The organism is Streptomyces sp. NPDC018693, assembly GCF_044391385.1.
In the GTDB taxonomy this organism is placed as follows: Bacteria; Actinomycetota; Actinomycetes; order Streptomycetales; family Streptomycetaceae; genus Streptomyces.
Map to the genome: position 1 here is coordinate 601,375 of NZ_JBIRZZ010000002.1, position 16,040 is coordinate 617,414.

20 protein-coding genes are annotated in these 16,040 nt (G+C 72.3%); 10 read left to right on the forward strand and 10 right to left on the reverse strand.

All coding sequences use genetic code 11. The features are described from left to right. Window positions 1-45: 45 nt before the first annotated feature. Window positions 46-774, forward strand: a complete 729-nt coding sequence (locus tag ACH5AC_RS07175; RefSeq protein ID WP_398860672.1) for a ferritin-like domain-containing protein — start codon at window positions 46-48, stop codon at window positions 772-774. Here the strand turns inward: ACH5AC_RS07175 and ACH5AC_RS07180 are convergent. The 8 genes from ACH5AC_RS07180 to ACH5AC_RS07215 all read right to left on the reverse strand — a co-directional run bounded on the left by ACH5AC_RS07180 (window position 741) and on the right by ACH5AC_RS07215 (window position 8,264). Then, the gene (locus ACH5AC_RS07180; RefSeq protein WP_398860673.1) at window positions 741-1,946 is read right to left on the reverse strand and encodes a methyltransferase domain-containing protein; all 1,206 of its coding nucleotides are present in this window, start codon (window positions 1,944-1,946) and stop codon (window positions 741-743) included. The two genes, ACH5AC_RS07175 and ACH5AC_RS07180, sit on opposite strands and share 34 nt — an antisense overlap. After that, a complete protein-coding gene (gene tgmB, locus ACH5AC_RS07185; protein ID WP_398860674.1) occupies window positions 1,943-2,908 on the reverse strand; it encodes an ATP-grasp ribosomal peptide maturase in 966 nt (321 codons plus the stop codon). The genes ACH5AC_RS07180 and tgmB overlap by 4 nt, the downstream gene beginning before the upstream one ends. A gap of 7 nt (window positions 2,909-2,915) precedes the next feature. Then, window positions 2,916-3,212 (reverse strand): putative ATP-grasp-modified RiPP, encoded by a 297-nt coding sequence (gene tgmA, locus ACH5AC_RS07190; protein ID WP_398860675.1) that lies wholly within the window; start codon window positions 3,210-3,212, stop codon window positions 2,916-2,918. Window positions 3,213-3,415: 203 nt separating this feature from the next. After that, entirely contained in the window at window positions 3,416-3,877 is a 462-nt protein-coding gene (locus ACH5AC_RS07195) for a hypothetical protein (RefSeq protein ID WP_398860676.1), read from the reverse strand. Continuing rightward, on the reverse strand, window positions 3,874-4,056 hold the full coding sequence (locus ACH5AC_RS07200) for a hypothetical protein (RefSeq protein ID WP_398860677.1): 183 nt from the start codon (window positions 4,054-4,056) through the stop codon (window positions 3,874-3,876). Before ACH5AC_RS07200 ends, ACH5AC_RS07195 begins: the two co-directional genes overlap by 4 nt. Before the next feature lie 167 nt (window positions 4,057-4,223). Further along, complete coding sequence (locus ACH5AC_RS07205; RefSeq protein ID WP_398860678.1) at window positions 4,224-5,408, reverse strand: helix-turn-helix domain-containing protein; 1,185 nt, start codon at window positions 5,406-5,408, stop codon at window positions 4,224-4,226. Window positions 5,409-5,637: 229 nt separating this feature from the next. After that, window positions 5,638-6,915, reverse strand: coding sequence for an MFS transporter (locus tag ACH5AC_RS07210; RefSeq protein ID WP_398860680.1), 1,278 nt, complete (start codon window positions 6,913-6,915; stop codon window positions 5,638-5,640). Next, window positions 6,912-8,264, reverse strand: coding sequence for a rhodanese-like domain-containing protein (locus ACH5AC_RS07215; RefSeq protein ID WP_398860681.1), 1,353 nt, complete (start codon window positions 8,262-8,264; stop codon window positions 6,912-6,914). The genes ACH5AC_RS07210 and ACH5AC_RS07215 overlap by 4 nt, the downstream gene beginning before the upstream one ends. A gap of 76 nt (window positions 8,265-8,340) precedes the next feature. Here ACH5AC_RS07215 and ACH5AC_RS07220 point away from each other — a divergent pair, with 76 nt between their 5' ends. From ACH5AC_RS07220 to ACH5AC_RS07235, 4 genes are read left to right on the forward strand one after another with little or no spacing between them, the layout of a single operon-like run. After that, window positions 8,341-9,066 carry an ArsR/SmtB family transcription factor gene (locus tag ACH5AC_RS07220; RefSeq protein WP_398860682.1) on the forward strand — a complete coding sequence of 242 codons (726 nt, stop codon included), beginning with the start codon at window positions 8,341-8,343 and terminating at the stop codon, window positions 9,064-9,066. Further along, complete coding sequence (locus tag ACH5AC_RS07225) at window positions 9,063-10,319, forward strand: MFS transporter (RefSeq protein ID WP_398860683.1); 1,257 nt, start codon at window positions 9,063-9,065, stop codon at window positions 10,317-10,319. Before ACH5AC_RS07220 ends, ACH5AC_RS07225 begins: the two co-directional genes overlap by 4 nt. Further along, window positions 10,316-10,474, forward strand: coding sequence for a hypothetical protein (locus ACH5AC_RS07230; RefSeq protein ID WP_398860684.1), 159 nt, complete (start codon window positions 10,316-10,318; stop codon window positions 10,472-10,474). The genes ACH5AC_RS07225 and ACH5AC_RS07230 overlap by 4 nt, the downstream gene beginning before the upstream one ends. After that, on the forward strand, window positions 10,471-10,746 hold the full coding sequence (locus ACH5AC_RS07235) for a sulfurtransferase TusA family protein (protein ID WP_398860685.1): 276 nt from the start codon (window positions 10,471-10,473) through the stop codon (window positions 10,744-10,746). Before ACH5AC_RS07230 ends, ACH5AC_RS07235 begins: the two co-directional genes overlap by 4 nt. 3 nt (window positions 10,747-10,749) lie before the next feature. Here the strand turns inward: ACH5AC_RS07235 and ACH5AC_RS07240 are convergent, their stop codons facing one another. After that, a complete protein-coding gene (locus ACH5AC_RS07240) occupies window positions 10,750-11,211 on the reverse strand; it encodes a MarR family winged helix-turn-helix transcriptional regulator (protein WP_398860686.1) in 462 nt (153 codons plus the stop codon). A gap of 59 nt (window positions 11,212-11,270) precedes the next feature. Here ACH5AC_RS07240 and ACH5AC_RS07245 point away from each other — a divergent pair, with 59 nt between their 5' ends. The 3 genes from ACH5AC_RS07245 to ACH5AC_RS07255 all read left to right on the forward strand — a co-directional run bounded on the left by ACH5AC_RS07245 (window position 11,271) and on the right by ACH5AC_RS07255 (window position 13,155). After that, the gene (locus ACH5AC_RS07245; protein ID WP_398860687.1) at window positions 11,271-11,930 is read left to right on the forward strand and encodes a class I SAM-dependent methyltransferase; all 660 of its coding nucleotides are present in this window, start codon (window positions 11,271-11,273) and stop codon (window positions 11,928-11,930) included. Further along, window positions 11,927-12,328 (forward strand): spore germination protein GerW family protein, encoded by a 402-nt coding sequence (locus ACH5AC_RS07250; RefSeq protein ID WP_398860688.1) that lies wholly within the window; start codon window positions 11,927-11,929, stop codon window positions 12,326-12,328. The genes ACH5AC_RS07245 and ACH5AC_RS07250 overlap by 4 nt, the downstream gene beginning before the upstream one ends. Before the next feature lie 131 nt (window positions 12,329-12,459). After that, on the forward strand, window positions 12,460-13,155 hold the full coding sequence (locus ACH5AC_RS07255; protein ID WP_398860689.1) for an ester cyclase: 696 nt from the start codon (window positions 12,460-12,462) through the stop codon (window positions 13,153-13,155). 4 nt (window positions 13,156-13,159) lie between these two features. Here the strand turns inward: ACH5AC_RS07255 and ACH5AC_RS07260 are convergent, their stop codons facing one another. Then, on the reverse strand, window positions 13,160-13,615 hold the full coding sequence (locus ACH5AC_RS07260; protein WP_398860690.1) for a CDP-alcohol phosphatidyltransferase family protein: 456 nt from the start codon (window positions 13,613-13,615) through the stop codon (window positions 13,160-13,162). Between ACH5AC_RS07260 and ACH5AC_RS07265 the strand changes: the two genes are divergently transcribed. Both ACH5AC_RS07265 and ACH5AC_RS07270 read left to right on the forward strand, forming a co-directional pair. Beyond that, on the forward strand, window positions 13,583-14,659 hold the full coding sequence (locus tag ACH5AC_RS07265) for a class I SAM-dependent methyltransferase (protein ID WP_398860691.1): 1,077 nt from the start codon (window positions 13,583-13,585) through the stop codon (window positions 14,657-14,659). The two genes, ACH5AC_RS07260 and ACH5AC_RS07265, sit on opposite strands and share 33 nt — an antisense overlap. A 35-nt stretch (window positions 14,660-14,694) precedes the next feature. After that, window positions 14,695-16,038 carry a phosphatase PAP2 family protein gene (locus ACH5AC_RS07270; protein WP_398860920.1) on the forward strand — a complete coding sequence of 448 codons (1,344 nt, stop codon included), beginning with the start codon at window positions 14,695-14,697 and terminating at the stop codon, window positions 16,036-16,038. The last annotated feature ends 2 nt before the right edge of the window (window positions 16,039-16,040 follow it).

A 16,040-nucleotide genomic window follows, 5' to 3' on the forward strand; every position in this document is an offset into this window, starting at 1 on the left:
CTCTCCAGGGCACGGTGGCCGTGTCCTGGAGAGGGGTGGGCGCACATGGGTGAGTACGCCAAGTGGACACGGCGGTTCGAGGAGGAACGGGAGCGCAGGGACGCTCAGGGCGACCCGGACTGGGAGCAGGGGGCGACGCTGCACCCGGCGGTCCGGGCCAGCGTCCAGCGCTTCCAGGTCGGCGAGGACGGTGACGGCGCGAACCTCATCGGCAAGGCCGACCAGGCAGGCGACGCCGACTACGCGCGTGCGGTACGGCTCTTCGTCGCCGAGGAACAGAACCACGCCCGGCTCCTCGCCCGGCTGCTCGCCGCGGGCGGCGCCCCGACGCTGACCGGCCACTGGACCGACGCGGCTTTCGTACGGCTACGACGCCTCATGGGCCTGCGCATGGAACTGCTGGTCCTGATGATCGCGGAGGTCGTCGCCCTGCGCTACTACCGCGCCCTGCGCGACGGCAGCCCCGACCCGCTCACCTCGGACGTGGCGTCCCGCATCCTCTCCGACGAGGAACGCCACGTCCCCTTCCACTGCGGGCGCCTCCACACCTCCCTGACCGAACTCCCCCGCCCCCTGCGCCGCCCGGTACTGCTCCTGTGGCAACTCCTCCTCCTCGCGGCCACCTTGGTCGTCGCCGCCGACCACGGCCGCGCCCTGCACCACCTCGCCCTCCCCCGCCGCCGCTTCATCACGGACGTCATGTCCTCGTCCACGTCAGTCGTCTCCGCGGTACTGACCCCTCAACCGGACGCGTGGTCACCGCTCGACCGCTGACCAGGCAGGTGCCAGAGCGTGCCGTCGGCCAGGTACCAGGCATAGGCGCTCCCGTCAGCCTCCCGGGCGTAACCGAACCGGTCCTGCTCAGGCCGCCCAACGCTCGCCCACCACTTCCAGGCTGCCTCGGCTGCCTTCCACAGCCCGTCGTGATCGCCGTACGTCACGATGCCCGCGCCTTCCCCACTGAGTGGCACGCGCGCCCACGAGCCGTCGTTCCGCTGTAGCTGGAGCGCCATCCCGTTCTCGTCGACGTGGTAGACGAGTTCGGTGCCGGGCAGCTGGAAGGCGAGCACCAGCCGCAGCGGGTAGTGAGCACGGATCTCGGCTGCGGTGAGGGGCGTGGGCCGGCTCCCGGCCGCCGGAGCCCGCTCGGGGCGCGGCTGTTCCGGATAGGTGCGGGCTTGGCTGCGGGCCGGCATGAAGCGTCCGGCTGTGGCGGTGAAGGCGCCGCGTGTGCGTCCGTCACCTTGCGGGGACAGGCGTACGAGTCCGCCCTCGATGCCGAGCGCGATGTCGGTGACCAGGACGCCTCCCGGGCGGAGTTGCTCCAGCCACTCGCCGGGGACGGCGGGTACCGAGCAGGTGGCGATGAGCCGGTCGAAGAGAATCCCGTCTGGCCAGCCCTGCGTGCCGTCTCCGGCCACGAGCTGCGGCTCGTATCCGATCAGCGCCAGGCGCTGCCGCGCGGTGTCGACCAGTTCCTCGTCGACGTCCATGGAGTGGACGGCTGCCGGACCGAGCCGGGCGCACAGCAACGCGGCGTTGTAACCGGTACCGGTGCCGATCTCCAGGACGCGGTGACCGTCCTGGACGTCCAGGTCCTCAAGCATCCCGGCCATGAGGCTGGGCAGGGTGCTGGACGAGGTGGGGATGCCCGTCCAGGCCGTGTCGGCGACCTGCTCGGCGGTGGTGGGGTCGAGGGCTGTGACGAGGGTGATGTCGCGGTAGACGGCGGTGAGCGTGGTCTCGTCGGCGGCCTGGCGCTGCCGCCACACGGCGATGCCCTTGTCGTTGGTCTCCTGCTCGAACCAGGACGGGACGAACACGTGACGCGGCACCGACGCGAAGGCGTCGGCCCATGCCTTGCTGCGGATCGCGCCCGCCTGTTGGAGGTGCTCGGTGAGTGCGGCCAGGTGCGGGCGGGCACGGTCCAGGGCGGGGGCGCTCATGTGGCCGCTCCTTGCAGTTCGTCGGCGATGGCCTGGGAGATCGGCAGACCGGTGGCGTGTTCGATCCAGTCCCACTGTCCGCAAGGGTTCGCCTCCAGGAACGTCCATGCGCCGTCGGGGCCGACGATGAAGTCCAGGGCGGCAAAGCTGAGGGTGAGCCGCTCCATGTAGCGTCGCACGCCCGCGGCGATGCCGTCGGGGACTTCGGTGGCGCGGTAGGTGAGGGAGGCGTAGTCGCTGCGCCAGTCCGTGTGGGCGGCGTTGCTGCCCGCGTGGACCTCGGCTGCGAGCAGGCGGCGACCGACAACCGTCAGGCGTACCTCGTGCGCCTTGTCGATCCAGGCTTGGAAGAGGTGTGCGGTCGTGTCGATGCCGCTCAGGTCCTCCAGGTCGTTCTCCGTCAGGCGGCGGGTGTAGACGGTCTTGAGCTGGTCGTCCTCGATCAGCACCGGGGAGGCGACCGGCTTGCAGATGACGGCGCCGCGCATGTCGCCGATGAAGGCTCGGACAGCATCGGGCCGGTTGGTGATGAGGGTGGGCGGAATGGTGAGGCCACAGGCTCGCGCGGTGGCGAGCTGGAGCGGCTTGTACTCGGCGCGGGACATGGCGGCCGGGTGGCTGACCCAGCGGCAGTCGAGCGCCGAGATGATCCCGCCCAGACCGGAGCGGGCCTGGGCAGCGGCGAACCGACGCTCGGGCCCGGACATGGCGGCGGGCAGGTTGAAGGCGTTCGGGGTGCGGTAGTAGACGGCGCTGACGTCAGCGAGGTTCACGGCGCGGTGGGCGGTGGCAAGTCCGCCGAACCACCCTTGCCGGGCATCGATGCGCCCGGCAAAGGTGAGTTCCTGTGGAAACTCTGCGGTGTCCATGCGGAACACCTCCGCCCCGCCGTCCGTAAGGGCCTTGACCACACGGTCGGTCGGCCAGTCGTCGCGCGCTGCGATCACGAGAACGGTGGGCATCTGTGGATCAGTCTTTCGTGCCCTCGTCCAGCGGCGGGGGGTTCGTCACGTTGCCGTCCGGGACCGTCGGGGTGTGCGTCTGCATGAACGGCAGCTCCCCGTCGTACAGGCTCACCGACACCTGGCGCTCCTCGTCGTACTTCACGGGCGGCAGCACGACGGCCTGCTGCGCGTCCGGGATACGGGCGAACCGGAGGATCCACGGGCGCGTTGTCGGCCCGGTCGGCTCCTCCGCGCTGTGAGGGATGCGCCCGCCCTCGAGCGCGAGCGGGAAGACCTCCCGCAGGTCCGCAACAGTGGTCACCACATGTCCTTTCCTCTTGGAACTTGAATATGAGTCACTCCTCGTCGGGCCGGGCTCTTTCCGGGACGGGGAGGGGGATATCTGGTGTGCGACCCTGACCTGCGGTCGCCGGGGGGTGCGTCAGGCAGGTGTCCGCGCCAGCACCAGGGCGGGGACCGGGCCGGTCACGGCCGCCGGGTATACGAGCAGGCCGACCAGCCTCTTCACAGCCACCTGCGCGGCTGTCGCTCGCACGGCTCCCGGTGCGTGTACACCGGGGGCGGGAAGCCGGTGCCGGACTCCGGGAAGTACTCGTCGTACTCCTGGCCGGGTTCGATCCGCTTGCCGCAGCGGTCGCAGTGGACCCAGTGGCGCGTGCTCAGCCGGTACAGCAGGCGGCCCGTGTCGCACAGATGCCCCGACTGGCCACCGCACGTCGACGTGCAGGCCATGGCGTGGCTGACGGCTCCCGGCCAGGCACGGGTGCCGACGCAGGGGCGGCAGGCACGCGGGAACCAGCGCTCGGGCGGGGCCTGCTCGCCGAGGTCGATGGCCGACTCGGTGTTCAGCTCGTGATGGCACCACACGCACGCGGTGCCGCGCTGCTGCGCGTCGTCCCTCGTCTCCCGCGCGGGCAGGCCCAGGACCGCGAGTACCTCTGGGGTGACTTCCAGGGTGATGCTCACCGGGTCACCCCCGCACGATGGCTCGGGCACTGGCACGGCGGGTAGTAGGTCCCCGGCCTCGCCGGGAGCGGCCCGGCCGCGGGCGTCACGGCGCGCGTGCCACGGTCGGCGGTGATCGTGCCGTACCGGTTCACGGTGTGGACCCGCATCGTCATGCCGGGACCTTGTGTGCGTTCCATGGGCGGAGCTGTAGCGTTCATGATGTCGGCGCTCCTCAGCAGTGTTGGCCACGCCCCCGGACCTAGCCCGTCGCGGGGGTCTTTGTCGTCTGTTGCCAGAGTGCCGACAGCAAAGGGCCGGAACTATCAGACCTCACTGATAGCTCCGGCCCCGACTCAACGCAGCGTCACATCCCCAGCCACGCCCCGAAGTTGCTGAACGAGTCGGGCATCCTGCGCCTAGCGGATTCCAGACCGGCGTACGTCTCGCGCACAGTCGGGTGATAGCGGGTCTGCTGCGGCGCCAGCTTGCGCGCCGCGAGCAAGCTCCGGAAAGCGGCGTCGGTGCGTCCCGTCCACATCTGGGCCCGGGCCACCTCCGCGTGGTGGTGGCCAAGCCGGGACGGCGGCCAGCCCTCGGGGACGGAAACGCCCTCCGCCTCGTGCACAGCCTCCGGATACAGGTCCAGCTCCGCGAGCACGCTCACCCGGTGCACACCGACATTCGTCGGGCCGAAGCTCAGCCAGTGCACCTTCTCCGCCGGCCCGGTGCTCTTCGCGATACGAGCAGCCTCGGAGAGGTGTCCTTGCGCCTCCTCCTTGTCCTTGTCCCGGCCGGCCAACACCGCTGCCCCGAGGTGCAACTGCCCGACCAGGACGTCCCGGACTCTTCCGGGTTCGGCCTGCTGCAAGGTGGCCATACCGAGGCTTACGAGCCGCTTACCGGTGCGGTAGTCGCTGGCCCGCAGGTAGGCGAGGGAACGCAGGTACTGACGCATGCCACCGAGCACCGGATCCGAGGCGCGATGCGCGGCCCAGTCCATGCGGTCCAAGGCCACCATGCACAGGTCCGGGTAGCCGAGTTTCGTTGTCACGTCGTACGCGGTGCGGTAGGCGCTCGCGAGCAGTTGCCAGTTGCGGTCGACCGGGTTCGTGTGCGCGGCCGTCGTCGCCTCGTGGATCAGGCCAGGCAGATCAGCGGCCACCTGCTTGATGTTTGTTGCCCGGACCATGGCGCACAGTTTGTCGGCGTGCTCCTCCAGTTCCTCGATCGGACGCGGGGAGACGCCTGGATCGGCGCCGAGATCGTAGATGTTGAGCGCCTCTCGGATGGGGTTGATGAGCCCATCGAGCTGGTCCTGCCGCAGCTCCTCCAGATAGGGCTGGCCGTTGAGTTCAGCGACTGGTACCGACAGGGCGCGGGCCAGCGCTCCTGTCACGGACGGGCTCGCCGGCATGACGCCCTGCTCGATCTTCGTGATGGTGCTGTACGACACGTGCGAGAGGTCTGCCAGTTCGCGCTGGGTCAACTGGCGGACCTTGCGCACGTGCTTGATACGCGCGCCCGTGTGATCTTCAGCGTGCGGGGGCATACCGGTCTCCGTTCTGACGTCGCAATCAGAACGGTACCCGGACCCGCAGTCCGGGACTCGCTCAACGGCCCCCGCAATGACGGGGGCCGTTGCCGTGCCCGCACAGGGTCGGCGGGCATGGCAACTACCGGGGCGCGCAGTGCGCTTCGTAGGCCGCCGCGGCGTCCGGCCTGCTGCTGGGGCAGGAACTGGAGTGGGTTCGCTGGATTCTGTGGCGTCGGTCGGCCGGTCAGCCGGCGAGGCGGGGATGTGTCTCGTACATGCGCATCGCCACGAGTAGGCCGGAGGCCGCTGTGAGGGCGGCGATGGTCCAGATGGCGGTGGTCAGGCCGTAGGCGTCGGCGAGGGTGCCGGCGAGGAGGGCGCCGACGGCGAAGCCGGTGTCGCGCCAGAGGCGGTAGACGCCGACTGCGCGGGCGCGCCAGGCGGGGTGGGCCACGTCGCCGATGACGGCGAGGAGGGTGGGGTAGACGAGGGCGGTGCCGATGCCGAGGAGGATCTGGGCGGCGGCCCAGACGGGGAAGGTGGTGCCGAGGGCGACCAGGGCGATGGCCGCGGCCTGGAGCAGCATGCCGGCGGTGATGAGGTGTTTTCGGCCGACGCGGTCGGACCACCAGCCGGTGGCCGGCTGGCCGAGGCCCCAGACGGCCGGGTAGAGGGCGCTGAGGACGCCGATCTGGGCGAGGGGCAGGCCGTGCGCGGCGAAGAGGAGGGGGAAGATGCCCCAGGCGAGGGCGTCGTTGAGGTTGTTGACGAGGCCGGCCTGGCTGGCGGAGGAGAGGGCCTTGTCGCGGATGGTCGTGAGGTGGGCGATCCGGGCGGTGGTCAGGTGCTCGTGGTGGTCGGGGTGGGTGGGGTGCCGGGCGGCCTCCAGGCGGGCGTGGTCGCGGGTCTCCCGTACGGCCAGGGCGGACACGCCGGTGCCGAGGGCGGCGTAGGCGATGCCGAGGAAGAACGGCTCGGGGCGCAGGCCGGTGTGGGAGGCGATGGCGCCGGTGGCCATGGCGGTGGCCGCCAACGCCATGTAGCCGGCGGCCTCGTTGAAGCCCATGGCCAGGCCGCGCCGCGCCGGGCCGACCAGGTCGATCTTCATGATGACGGTGGTGGACCAGGTCAGTCCCTGGTTGATGCCGAGCAGCACGTTGGCGGCGACCACCCAGCCCCAGGACGGGGCCCAGATCAGCAGCAGGGGTACGGGCAGGGCGATCAGCCAGCCGGTCAGGAGGACCGGTTTGCGGCCGTAGCGGTCGGAGAGGGTGCCGGCGAAGAAGTTGGTGACCGCCTTGGTGGCGCCGAAGGCCACGATGTACGTGAGGGCGGCGGTGTGGGCGGAGAGGCGGAAGACGTCGTCGGCGAGGAGGGGCAGTACGACGCGTTCCTGGCCGAGCATGCCGCCGACCAGGGCGTTGACGGCGACGAGCAGGGTGAACTGGGCGAGGTTGGCGCGTAGTCCGAGGCGGATGCCGTTGCCGCCGCCGTCGTGTGTGGTGGTGCTGTCGGTGGTCACTCGCCTTCCTCCAGCGCGCGGCCGGTGGCCTGCGACCAGTCGGCCGGGCCGCCGGCCAGGACGGCGATCCGGTGGTGTCCGGCACGCTGGAGGAGGCTGGCGGCGGTCATGGCGCGCTCGCCGTGCCCGCAGTGCACGACCGCGCCGGTGGGTGCCTCGCCGGTGCGGGCGGGCAGTGCGCCGAGCTCGATGGCGGTGGCTCCGGGGATGTGGCCGGCGGTGTACTCCGTGCGCTGGCGGACGTCGAGGATCGGGCGGCGGTCGGTGAGCTGAGCGGGGGCCAGGAGTTCGACGGTGTCCTGCGGGCCGGTCCAGGCCCGCATGTCGAGGTGGCCGGCGAGGCGTTCGTAGCCGATCTTCAGGGCCTGCCAGGTGAGTTCGGTGAGGTCCTGCCCGGGGGCCGTGACGAAGACGAGCGGGGTGTCGTCGGGCAGGAGCCAGCCCAGCCAGGTGGCGAACTGGTCCCGGAGCGGTACGGACACGGCCCCGGGGATGTGTCCGGCGGCGAAGTCCGGGACCGGGCGGACGTCGACCGGCTGGGCCCCTTCGCCGAGCAGGCGCCGTACCTCGGGGACGGTGAGGGCGGTCGGCTCCGGGGGCGGATCCAGCACGGCCGGGCCGCGCCGGTTGGCCTCGGAGAGGCGGGCGAAGTAGGCGGGGTAGGAGCCGAGGCCGCCCAGCAGCCGTCGTACGAAGGTGTCCTCGTCCGGGGCGGTGAGCAGCGGGTTGGCGCGCTTCTGGGCGCCGATGGTGGTGGTGCGCTCGGCGCCGGGCGGGGCGGAGCAGAAGGAACCGGCGCCATGGGTGGGCCAGACGGGCAGCCGGTCGGGGAGCGCGGCCAGGCGGCGCAGCGAGCGGTACTGGGCGCGGGCCAGCTCCTCGGTCCGGTCGGCGCCCAGCAGGTCGGTGCGGGCGGCGGAGTTCACGATCAGCGAGCCGCCGGTGAACACGCCCAGCTCGCGGGCGCCGTCGAGGAGCAGGAAGGAGAGGTGCTCGTCGGTGTGGCCGGGGGTGGCCAGGGCACGCAGGGTCAGCCCGCCGAGGTCGGTCTCGTCGCCGTCGGTCAGGCCGCGGTGGGGGAACGCGCGGTGTCCGGCGGCGGAGGCCAGGACGGTCGCGTCGTCGTCGTGGGCGAGCTGGACGGCGCCGGAGAGGAAGTCGGCGTGCAGATGGGTGTCCGCGGCGAACGCCACGCGCAGCCCGCGCCGCTCGGCGGCGGCCCGCAGGGCGCGCAGGTCGCGGCAGGCGTCGACGGCCAGGGCGCGGCCGTCGCCGAGGTCGACGAGGTAGGCGCTGTTGCCGAGGCCCGCGTCGACCAGGGGGATCAGGTGGTCGTCGGTGAAGCTCATGACTCCTACTCCTCCTCTCCATTCATCCGTTCCCTTCAACTACACTATTCCATGGATTTATGGAGGAGGGGCTGGCATGGCGGGAAAGGGAACGACCACGGCCGACACCAAGGCGCGGCTCTACGACGCCTTCGCGGTCGGCGGCAAGGCGCTGGCCAGCGGAAAGCGCCTGGAACTGCTCGACCTGCTGGCCCAGGGCGAGCGCACGGTCGACGCCCTCGCCAAGGCCGCGGGCCTGAACCTGACGACGGCCTCGGCGCATCTGCAGACCCTCAAGCAGGCCGGGTTCGTCGCGACGCGGCGGGAGGGCGTACGGATCCACTACCGGCTCGCCGGGGACGACGTCGCCCAGCTGTTCGCGCTGCTGCGCAAGGTCACCGAGGCCCACCAGACGGCGGTGCCGCCCGCCCGTGAGGCGTACCTCGGCGCGGACGGCGCGGCCGGGATGACCCGGGAGGAGTTGCGGGCTCGGGCGGCGGCCGGGGAGGTGGTGGTGCTGGACGTGCGGCCGGTGGAGGAGTACCGGGCCGGGCACATCCCCGGCGCGCTCTCCATCCCGGTCGGCGAACTGGCCGACCGGATCGGCGAGTTGCCCGAGGAGGCCGAGGTCGTCGTGTACTGCCGCGGCGAGTACTGCGTGCTCGCCCACAACGCCGTACGGCTGCTCAGCGACCGCGGACGCAGGGCGATCCGCCTCCGCGACGGGATGCTGGAGTGGCGCCTGGCCGAGCTGCCCGTCGACGTCGGGGACCGGGACCGACCTGATGCGACACGTCCGGACGAGAGGAAGAGCCCCCAGTGACGAGTACGGCCCCCGCCGAAGCCGGTATATCCCCGCACCCCGAGGCACAGCGCCGCGTCCTGACCGTCCTGGTCGTCTCGCAGGTGCTCAGCGGTGCCGGACTGGCCGCCGGTATCACCGTCGGCGCGCTGCTCGCCCAGGACATGCTCGGCTCGACCGGCCTCGCCGGGCTGCCCAGCGCCCTGTTCACGGCGGGGTCGGCGCTCACCGCGGTCGCCGTCGGCCGCATCTCGCAGGCCCGCGGCCGCCGACCGGGCCTGGCCGCCGGATATCTCACCGGGGCGGTGGGCGCCGCGGCCGTCACCGTGGCCGCCGTCGTCGACAGCCCCGCCCTGCTGTTCCTCGCCCTGTTCGTCTACGGCGCCGGCACCGCCACCAACCTCCAGGCGCGGTACGCAGGCGCCGACCTGGCCGCCCCCGCCCACCGCGCCCGTGCCGTCTCCACCGTCCTGGTCGCCACCACCCTCGGCGGCGTCCTCGGCCCCAACCTCGCCTCACCCACCGGCGACCTCGCCCACGCCCTCGGCATCCCGCGCCTGGCCGGCCCCTTCCTCCTGGCCGGCGCCGCCTACGCGCTGGCCGCCCTCGTCCTGGCCGTCTGGCTGCGCCCCGACCCCCTCCTGCTCGCCCGCACCCTCGACCACGAGCGGACGACGACCACCGAGGCGTCCCCACGCGCCACACCGACGCCCGGCGGACGACGCGGCTCCTACGTCGTCCTGGGCGCCCTGATCATGATCCTCACCCAGCTGGTCATGGTCGCGATCATGACGATGACGCCGGTCCACATGCACGACCACGGACACGGCACCACCGCGGCCGGCCTCGTCATCGCCATCCACGTCGGGGCGATGTACCTGCCGTCACCGCTCACCGGCTGGTCCGTCGACCGCCTCGGCCCCGTCGCGGTCGCCGCCGCGTCGGGCGTCACCCTGCTGGCCGCGGGCATCCTCGCCGCCACCGCGCCCGGCGACTCCGTCGCCCTGCTGGCCCTCGCACTGGCCCTGCTGGGGCTCGGCTGGAACTTCGGGCTGGTGTCCGGCACCGCGATCATCACCGACGCCGTTCCGCTGGCCACCCGCGCCAAGACACAGGGCATGGTCGACGTCTCCATCGCCATCGCCGGCGCCACCGGCGGCCTGGCCTCCGGCGCCGTCGTCGCCGCCGCGAGCTACCCCGTCCTCGCCCTCACCGGCGGCATCCTCGCCCTGGCCGTCCTCCCGGCCATAGCCGCCACCGCGAGCAGCCGATGACCCCGCCACCCGACGTCACCGTGGACGGCACCGGCCTGCTGTGCGTCACGCTTCTGCTCGGACTGCGCGCCGCTGTCGACGCGGCCCGCCCGGGCTCCGTCGTCCATGTCCTGGCCGTCCGCCCGGCCATGGCCGCCACCGCGAGCAGCCGATGACCCCGCCACCCGACGTCACCGTGGACGGCACCGGCCTGCTGTGCGTCACGCTCCTGCTCCGACTGCGCGCCGCCGTCGACGCGGCACGTCCCGGCTCCGTCGTCCATGTCCTGGCCACCGACCCGGCCGCGCCCCTCGATCTGCCCGCCTGGTGTCACATGACCGGCCACGAGTACCTCGGGCCCGTGCGCGCGGAGCGGCCGACGTACGCCCTCCGGCTGACCGTCGGCGCACGGTCCACCCGCGCCGACGCGCCGTGGCACACCGCCTGACACCTACGGCCCCGATGCCCGCAGCCGGTCGATCACCTGCCCCAGGGTGGCGGTGAAGTCGGCGAGCCGGTCGGGGGGCAGGTCCGCGAAGAGTGCGGCGGCCAGCTCGTCGCGTCCGCCGCGCAGCCCGGCGGTGACCTCGCGTCCCGCCCCGGTGAGCGAGACGAGGGTCGCGCGCCGGTCGGTCGGATGGGCCTCGCGGACCACCAGCCCGTCCTCCTGGAGCGCGTCCAGCAGCCCGGTGACATTGCGGGGCGTGACCCCCAGCCGGCCGGCCAGCGCCCGCTGGGTCATCGGCCCCTCGTGGAACAGCGCCCACAGCACACCGGCCCGCGCGGTGGTCAGGCCGCGCTCGGCGACCCCGCGCTGCATCATCGTGCCCAGGACCTCGGCCAGTTCGAAGAGCCGGTCGAGAGAGGCCCTGGCGGTCGAGGGGCCCCCGGGGATATCGTGAAGTGACTTCACTATGTAGCACCTCCGCATCAAGGGTAGCGTCGGCGACACCGCAGAGGGAGATGGTCACCATGGCCGAGCGCATCAGGCACCCGGTCTTCGCCCGCTTCTACACCAGGCTCGCCGCCCCGGCCCTGGACAAGGCCGGGGTCGTCGAACACCGCCGCCGGCTGCTGGCCGACCTGTCCGGCGAGGTGATCGAGGTGGGCGCGGGCAACGGCCTGAACTTCCCGCACTACCCACCCGAGGTGAAACGCCTCGCCGCCGTCGAGCCGGAGCCGCGCCTGCGCGCCCTGGCGGAGGAACAGGGCCGCAGCGCCCCGGTCCCGGTGGAGACGTACGACGGCCGGGCCGAGCAACTGCCCTTCCCCGACGGCTCCTTCGACGCGGCGGTGCTCTGTCTGACGCTGTGCTCCGTCACCGACCCGCACGCCGCCCTCGCCGAACTCCACCGGGTCCTGCGCCCGGGCGGCCAACTGCGCTTCTTCGAGCACGTCCAGGCCGAATCGCCTGCCATGCGCCGCGTGCAGCGCGCCCTGGACGCCACCATCTGGCCCCGGCTGATGGGCGGTTGCCACACCGGCCGGGACAGCCGGGCGGCCCTCACGGCGGCCGGCTTCACCCTCACCACCGCCGACACGTTCCCCTTCCCCGACACCCGCGTCCCCTCACCGGCCGCCACCCACATCCTCGGCACCGCCGTACGCGCCCACTCAGGAGGCACCCGATGACCACCACCCCGCCCATCGAGCCGAACGCGGCCCACGCCTCGGCCGCCCTCCTGGAACGCCTGGCCGACAAGCTCGGCGGCCGGGCCTCGGTGACCGCCGTCTACGGAGAGCCCGTGGTCGGTGACGGCGTCACCGTCATCCCGGTCGCCGAGGTCGCCTTCGGCTTCGGCGGCGGCGCGGGGCTGGAAGTCGGCCGGGACAAGACCGGCGAGGGCGGGGGAGGCGGCGGTGGCGTCGCGGCCCGGCCGGTCGGCTTCATCGAGATCAAGGACGGCACGGCCACCTACAAGCCCCTTCGCAACCCCTGGGTGGACATCGTCCTCCCCCTCGCCGCCCTCCTGGCCGGCGCGGCCGCCCCGCGTCTCGTACGCCGTCTCGCGAAGCGCCGCCTTTCCTGAGCGAGCCCCTGCTTCTCGGTGGCCACGGAGTCCACGAGGCGGGAGCGGAATGCCCGGTATACGCTGAAATCGCCCCAATGCATCACGCGTGTCCACAGTCACGCACGTCACTCACCGCACGGGAGGGGCTCATGACCTTCGTCCAGCTCATCGACTGCAAGACCAGCAACGTCGATCACCTCAACCGGCTGATGGACGACTGGGTGGAAGCGACCCAGGGCAAGCGGACCGCCACGCACTCCATCGTCGGGCGGGACCGCCAGGACTCCACGCACGTCGTCGAGATCGTGGAGTTCCCGTCGTACGAGGAGGCGATGAAGAACTCCAACCTCCCCGAGACCAACCGCATCTTCGAGGAACTGGTCGCCGCCTGCGACGAGACGCCCAAGTTCACGGACCTCGACGTCGTACGGGACGAACAGCTCAACAAGAACGCCGTCAGCCGCTTCTTCGACGAGGTCGTCAACGCCAAGAGGTTCGACGTCGCCGACGAGCTGTGCACCGGTGACTACCGCGAGCACGACACCGCCCTCTCCTCCTACGACGTGGACCTCGCCCAGGCCAAGCGGGAGAACACCGAGATCATGAACGCCTTCGACTTCCGCATCAAGGTGGAGGGCATGATCGCCGAGGGCGACGTGGTGAGCTGCCGGCTGACCTACCAGGGCCGGCACACCGGCGCCTACCAGGGCATGGAAGCCACCAACCGCGACGTCTCCGGAACCGGCCACGCCACGTTCCGCTGCCAGGGCGGCAAGATCGCCGAGAGCTGGTGGAACTGGGACGAGCTCGGGCTGATGCGACAGCTCGGGGTCGTGGAGAGCTGACTCCTCAGGCGCCCCGCCGGACGCGGCCCAGGTGACGCACGGCGATGACGGCCTGCAGCGCGGCCGCGGGGCGCAGCAGCGTGGGGCGGGGCCGGTCGGGCATGGCGCCACGGCTGATGGCGACGGCGGTCATCGCGGCGACCGGCACCGCCCAGGCGGCGACGGCCGCCGCCCGCAGCGTCCGGCTGGGCTCGTGCCGGATCGCCAGCCAGGTCCAGAACGCCGCGTCGGCGAGGGAGTCGGCGTGGTCGCCGAAGGGCGTCACCGTGGCCCGGCGGCGGGCCAGCCGCCCGTCCGCGAGGTCGAGGACCACGGCCAGCAGCCCCGACCAGCGGCTCGCTCCCACGGCGGTGGCCGGGAGGTTCCCCCGGAGGAGGGTGAGCACGTCGGCCGGTGCGAGCCGGTCGCGCCGCTCCAGCAGCCCCAGATGCAGGACGACCAGACCCCAGCTGGCCCTCACCCCGGACGCCGGGTCCTGGACGTCGCCTCCGGCCGGGGCGCGACCGCCCTGCTGCTCGCCGACGGCTACGGCTGCCAGGTGGACGGCGTCGACTACGCGCCGGCCAACACCGCCCTGGCACGGGGCGCCGCCGTCGCCGCCGGCCTCGCCGAGCGGGCGGTGTTCGCCACGGGTGACGCGGAGCGACTGCCGTTCCCGGACGGTGTGTTCGACGCGGTCGTGTGCGAGTGCGCGCTGTGCACCTTCCCCGACAAGGCGCGGGCCGCCGCCGAGTTCGCCCGTGTCCTGCGGCCCGGCGGACGGGTCGGCATCACGGATGTCACCGCCGTCCCCGGCCGGCTGCCGCCCGAACTGACCGGTCTGACCGCCCGCATCGCCTGCGTCGCCGACGCGCGCTCCCTCGACGAGTACGTCGGCATCCTGGCCGCCGCCGGCCTGCGCACGCTCCGTACCGAGCGCCACGACCAGGACATGACCCGCGTGATCGACCAGATCGGCGCCCGGCTGGACCTGCTGCGCCTGACCGCGGCGACCGCGTTCGCCGACCTGACCCGGGACAAGGCTCCGGAAGCCCTTGCCGCCGCGCGCCGGGCGGTCGCCGACGGCGTACTCGGCTATGCCCTCTCCTCGTCGCCGAGAAGCCCCACACCCCCCTGCTACCGGCCCGCCTCGCCGAAGCCCTCGCGGACCGCCCCGACATCACCGTCACCTGGCAGGAGATCACCGACCCGGAACAGGCCGAGTGAGCCGGCATGCACGGCTCCCCCACCCTCCTCCTCGCCGGCACCGACCCCTTCTCCCCACCGACCCAGCCCCCCACCCTCTCCTGCCGTGTCACCCCACCCACCACGGCACCGCCTCGCCCGCCGTCACCTCGGTGAGCCGGTCCTCGGCCGGAAAGGGAACCTTCCGGCGGCGACGGCCGTCCTCCGAACCGCCCGTGAGCTGAGACCGAGCTGCGCCGCTAGCATGTTCGAGCTCACGACGAATGTCCGCATCATCACCCGCCCTGACCAATATCTGACAAATCGGCCGAACAATTGATATCTGCGTCCTCCCCATGGCGTCAGCCACGCGTGATCCTGTGGACCACCGCAGGTCTGGTGACCCTCGGGTTCCTCGCCGCGCTGGAGATCGCCGCACGGCACTACGCCCTGATGGGGCCGATCACCAGCCTCACCCGAGAGGTGGTCTGCCCGCCCAAGTCGGGCTTCGCGCTGTACGCCGGCATGGCGTTGACGATGGTGGTCCTCACCCGGCGGCAACGGTTCGTCGCGGCCGGCACCGCGATCGGCATCGACCTCGCCTTCTTCCTGGTGCGGTGGACGTTCGACGTGGAGGTGACCCACGGCCACCCCTTCGGCAACGGCGCCCTGTGGGTGATCCTGGGCTGCGCGGTCATCGCCGTGACGCGCCGCACCGGCCGGGAACGCCTCCTGATGCTCAAGGGCGCCGGCCTGGGCCTGCTGCTGGTGGCCGGACGTAAGACCGGCGACACCTGGCTGCTGATCACGTCGGAGACCCGCCCGACGGTGCTCGACCAGTACGTGGCGACCGCCGACCACGCGCTGGGCGATCCGTCCTGGCTGGCGGGCCGGATCCTCACGGCCACCGGCACCGTCGGCGCCCACGCCCTCAACTACGTCTACGCCCAGCTCGCGGTGGCCGCGGTCGTCGTGTCGCTGTACCAGATGCGGCACGTGGCGGCCGAGCGCCGCTTCCCGCGCCACCACCTGGTGCGCACCTTCCTGGTGATCGGCCTCCTCGGCCCCGCCATCTACATGATCTTCCCGGTGGTCGGACCGCTCTACGCCTACGGCGCCGGCAACGAGTACTGGGCGTCGGCCGACCTGTGGCCGCCCTCGCCGCCCACCGAGCAGTGGGCGGTGGCCAACCTGTGGCCGGACACACTGCCGCCGGTCGGCGCCCCGCACCCGATCCCGTTCGACGAGATCACCCCGCGCAACTGCATGCCCAGCCTGCACACCGCATGGGCCACCGCGATCTTCATCCACTCCCGCAAGGGCCCCCGGCTGCTGCGCTACGCGGGCACCTTCTGGCTGATCGCCACGCTCGCCGCGACGCTGGGATTCGGCTACCACTACGGCGCGGATCTCGTCGCCGGCGTGGTCTTCGCGGTCACGATCGAGGCAGCCCTGCGCGCGCACGACCGCGGCTGGGACCGGGCGGGCATCCAGCTGGTCGCCCACGGCACGGCGGTGTTCGCCGCGCTCCTCGTGTCGTACCGCTACCTCCCGGTGCAGATGGCCGAACTCCCGTGGCTGGCCGGGCCGCTGCTCCTCCTGGCGATGGCTTCGGTCGTCCACGGCTACGTACGCAGCACCACGACACGGTGGCAGGAACCGACCACGCCGGCACCCGTGCCCGAGCCGCGATCGGAGCAGCAGCCCGAAGTGGTCTGACC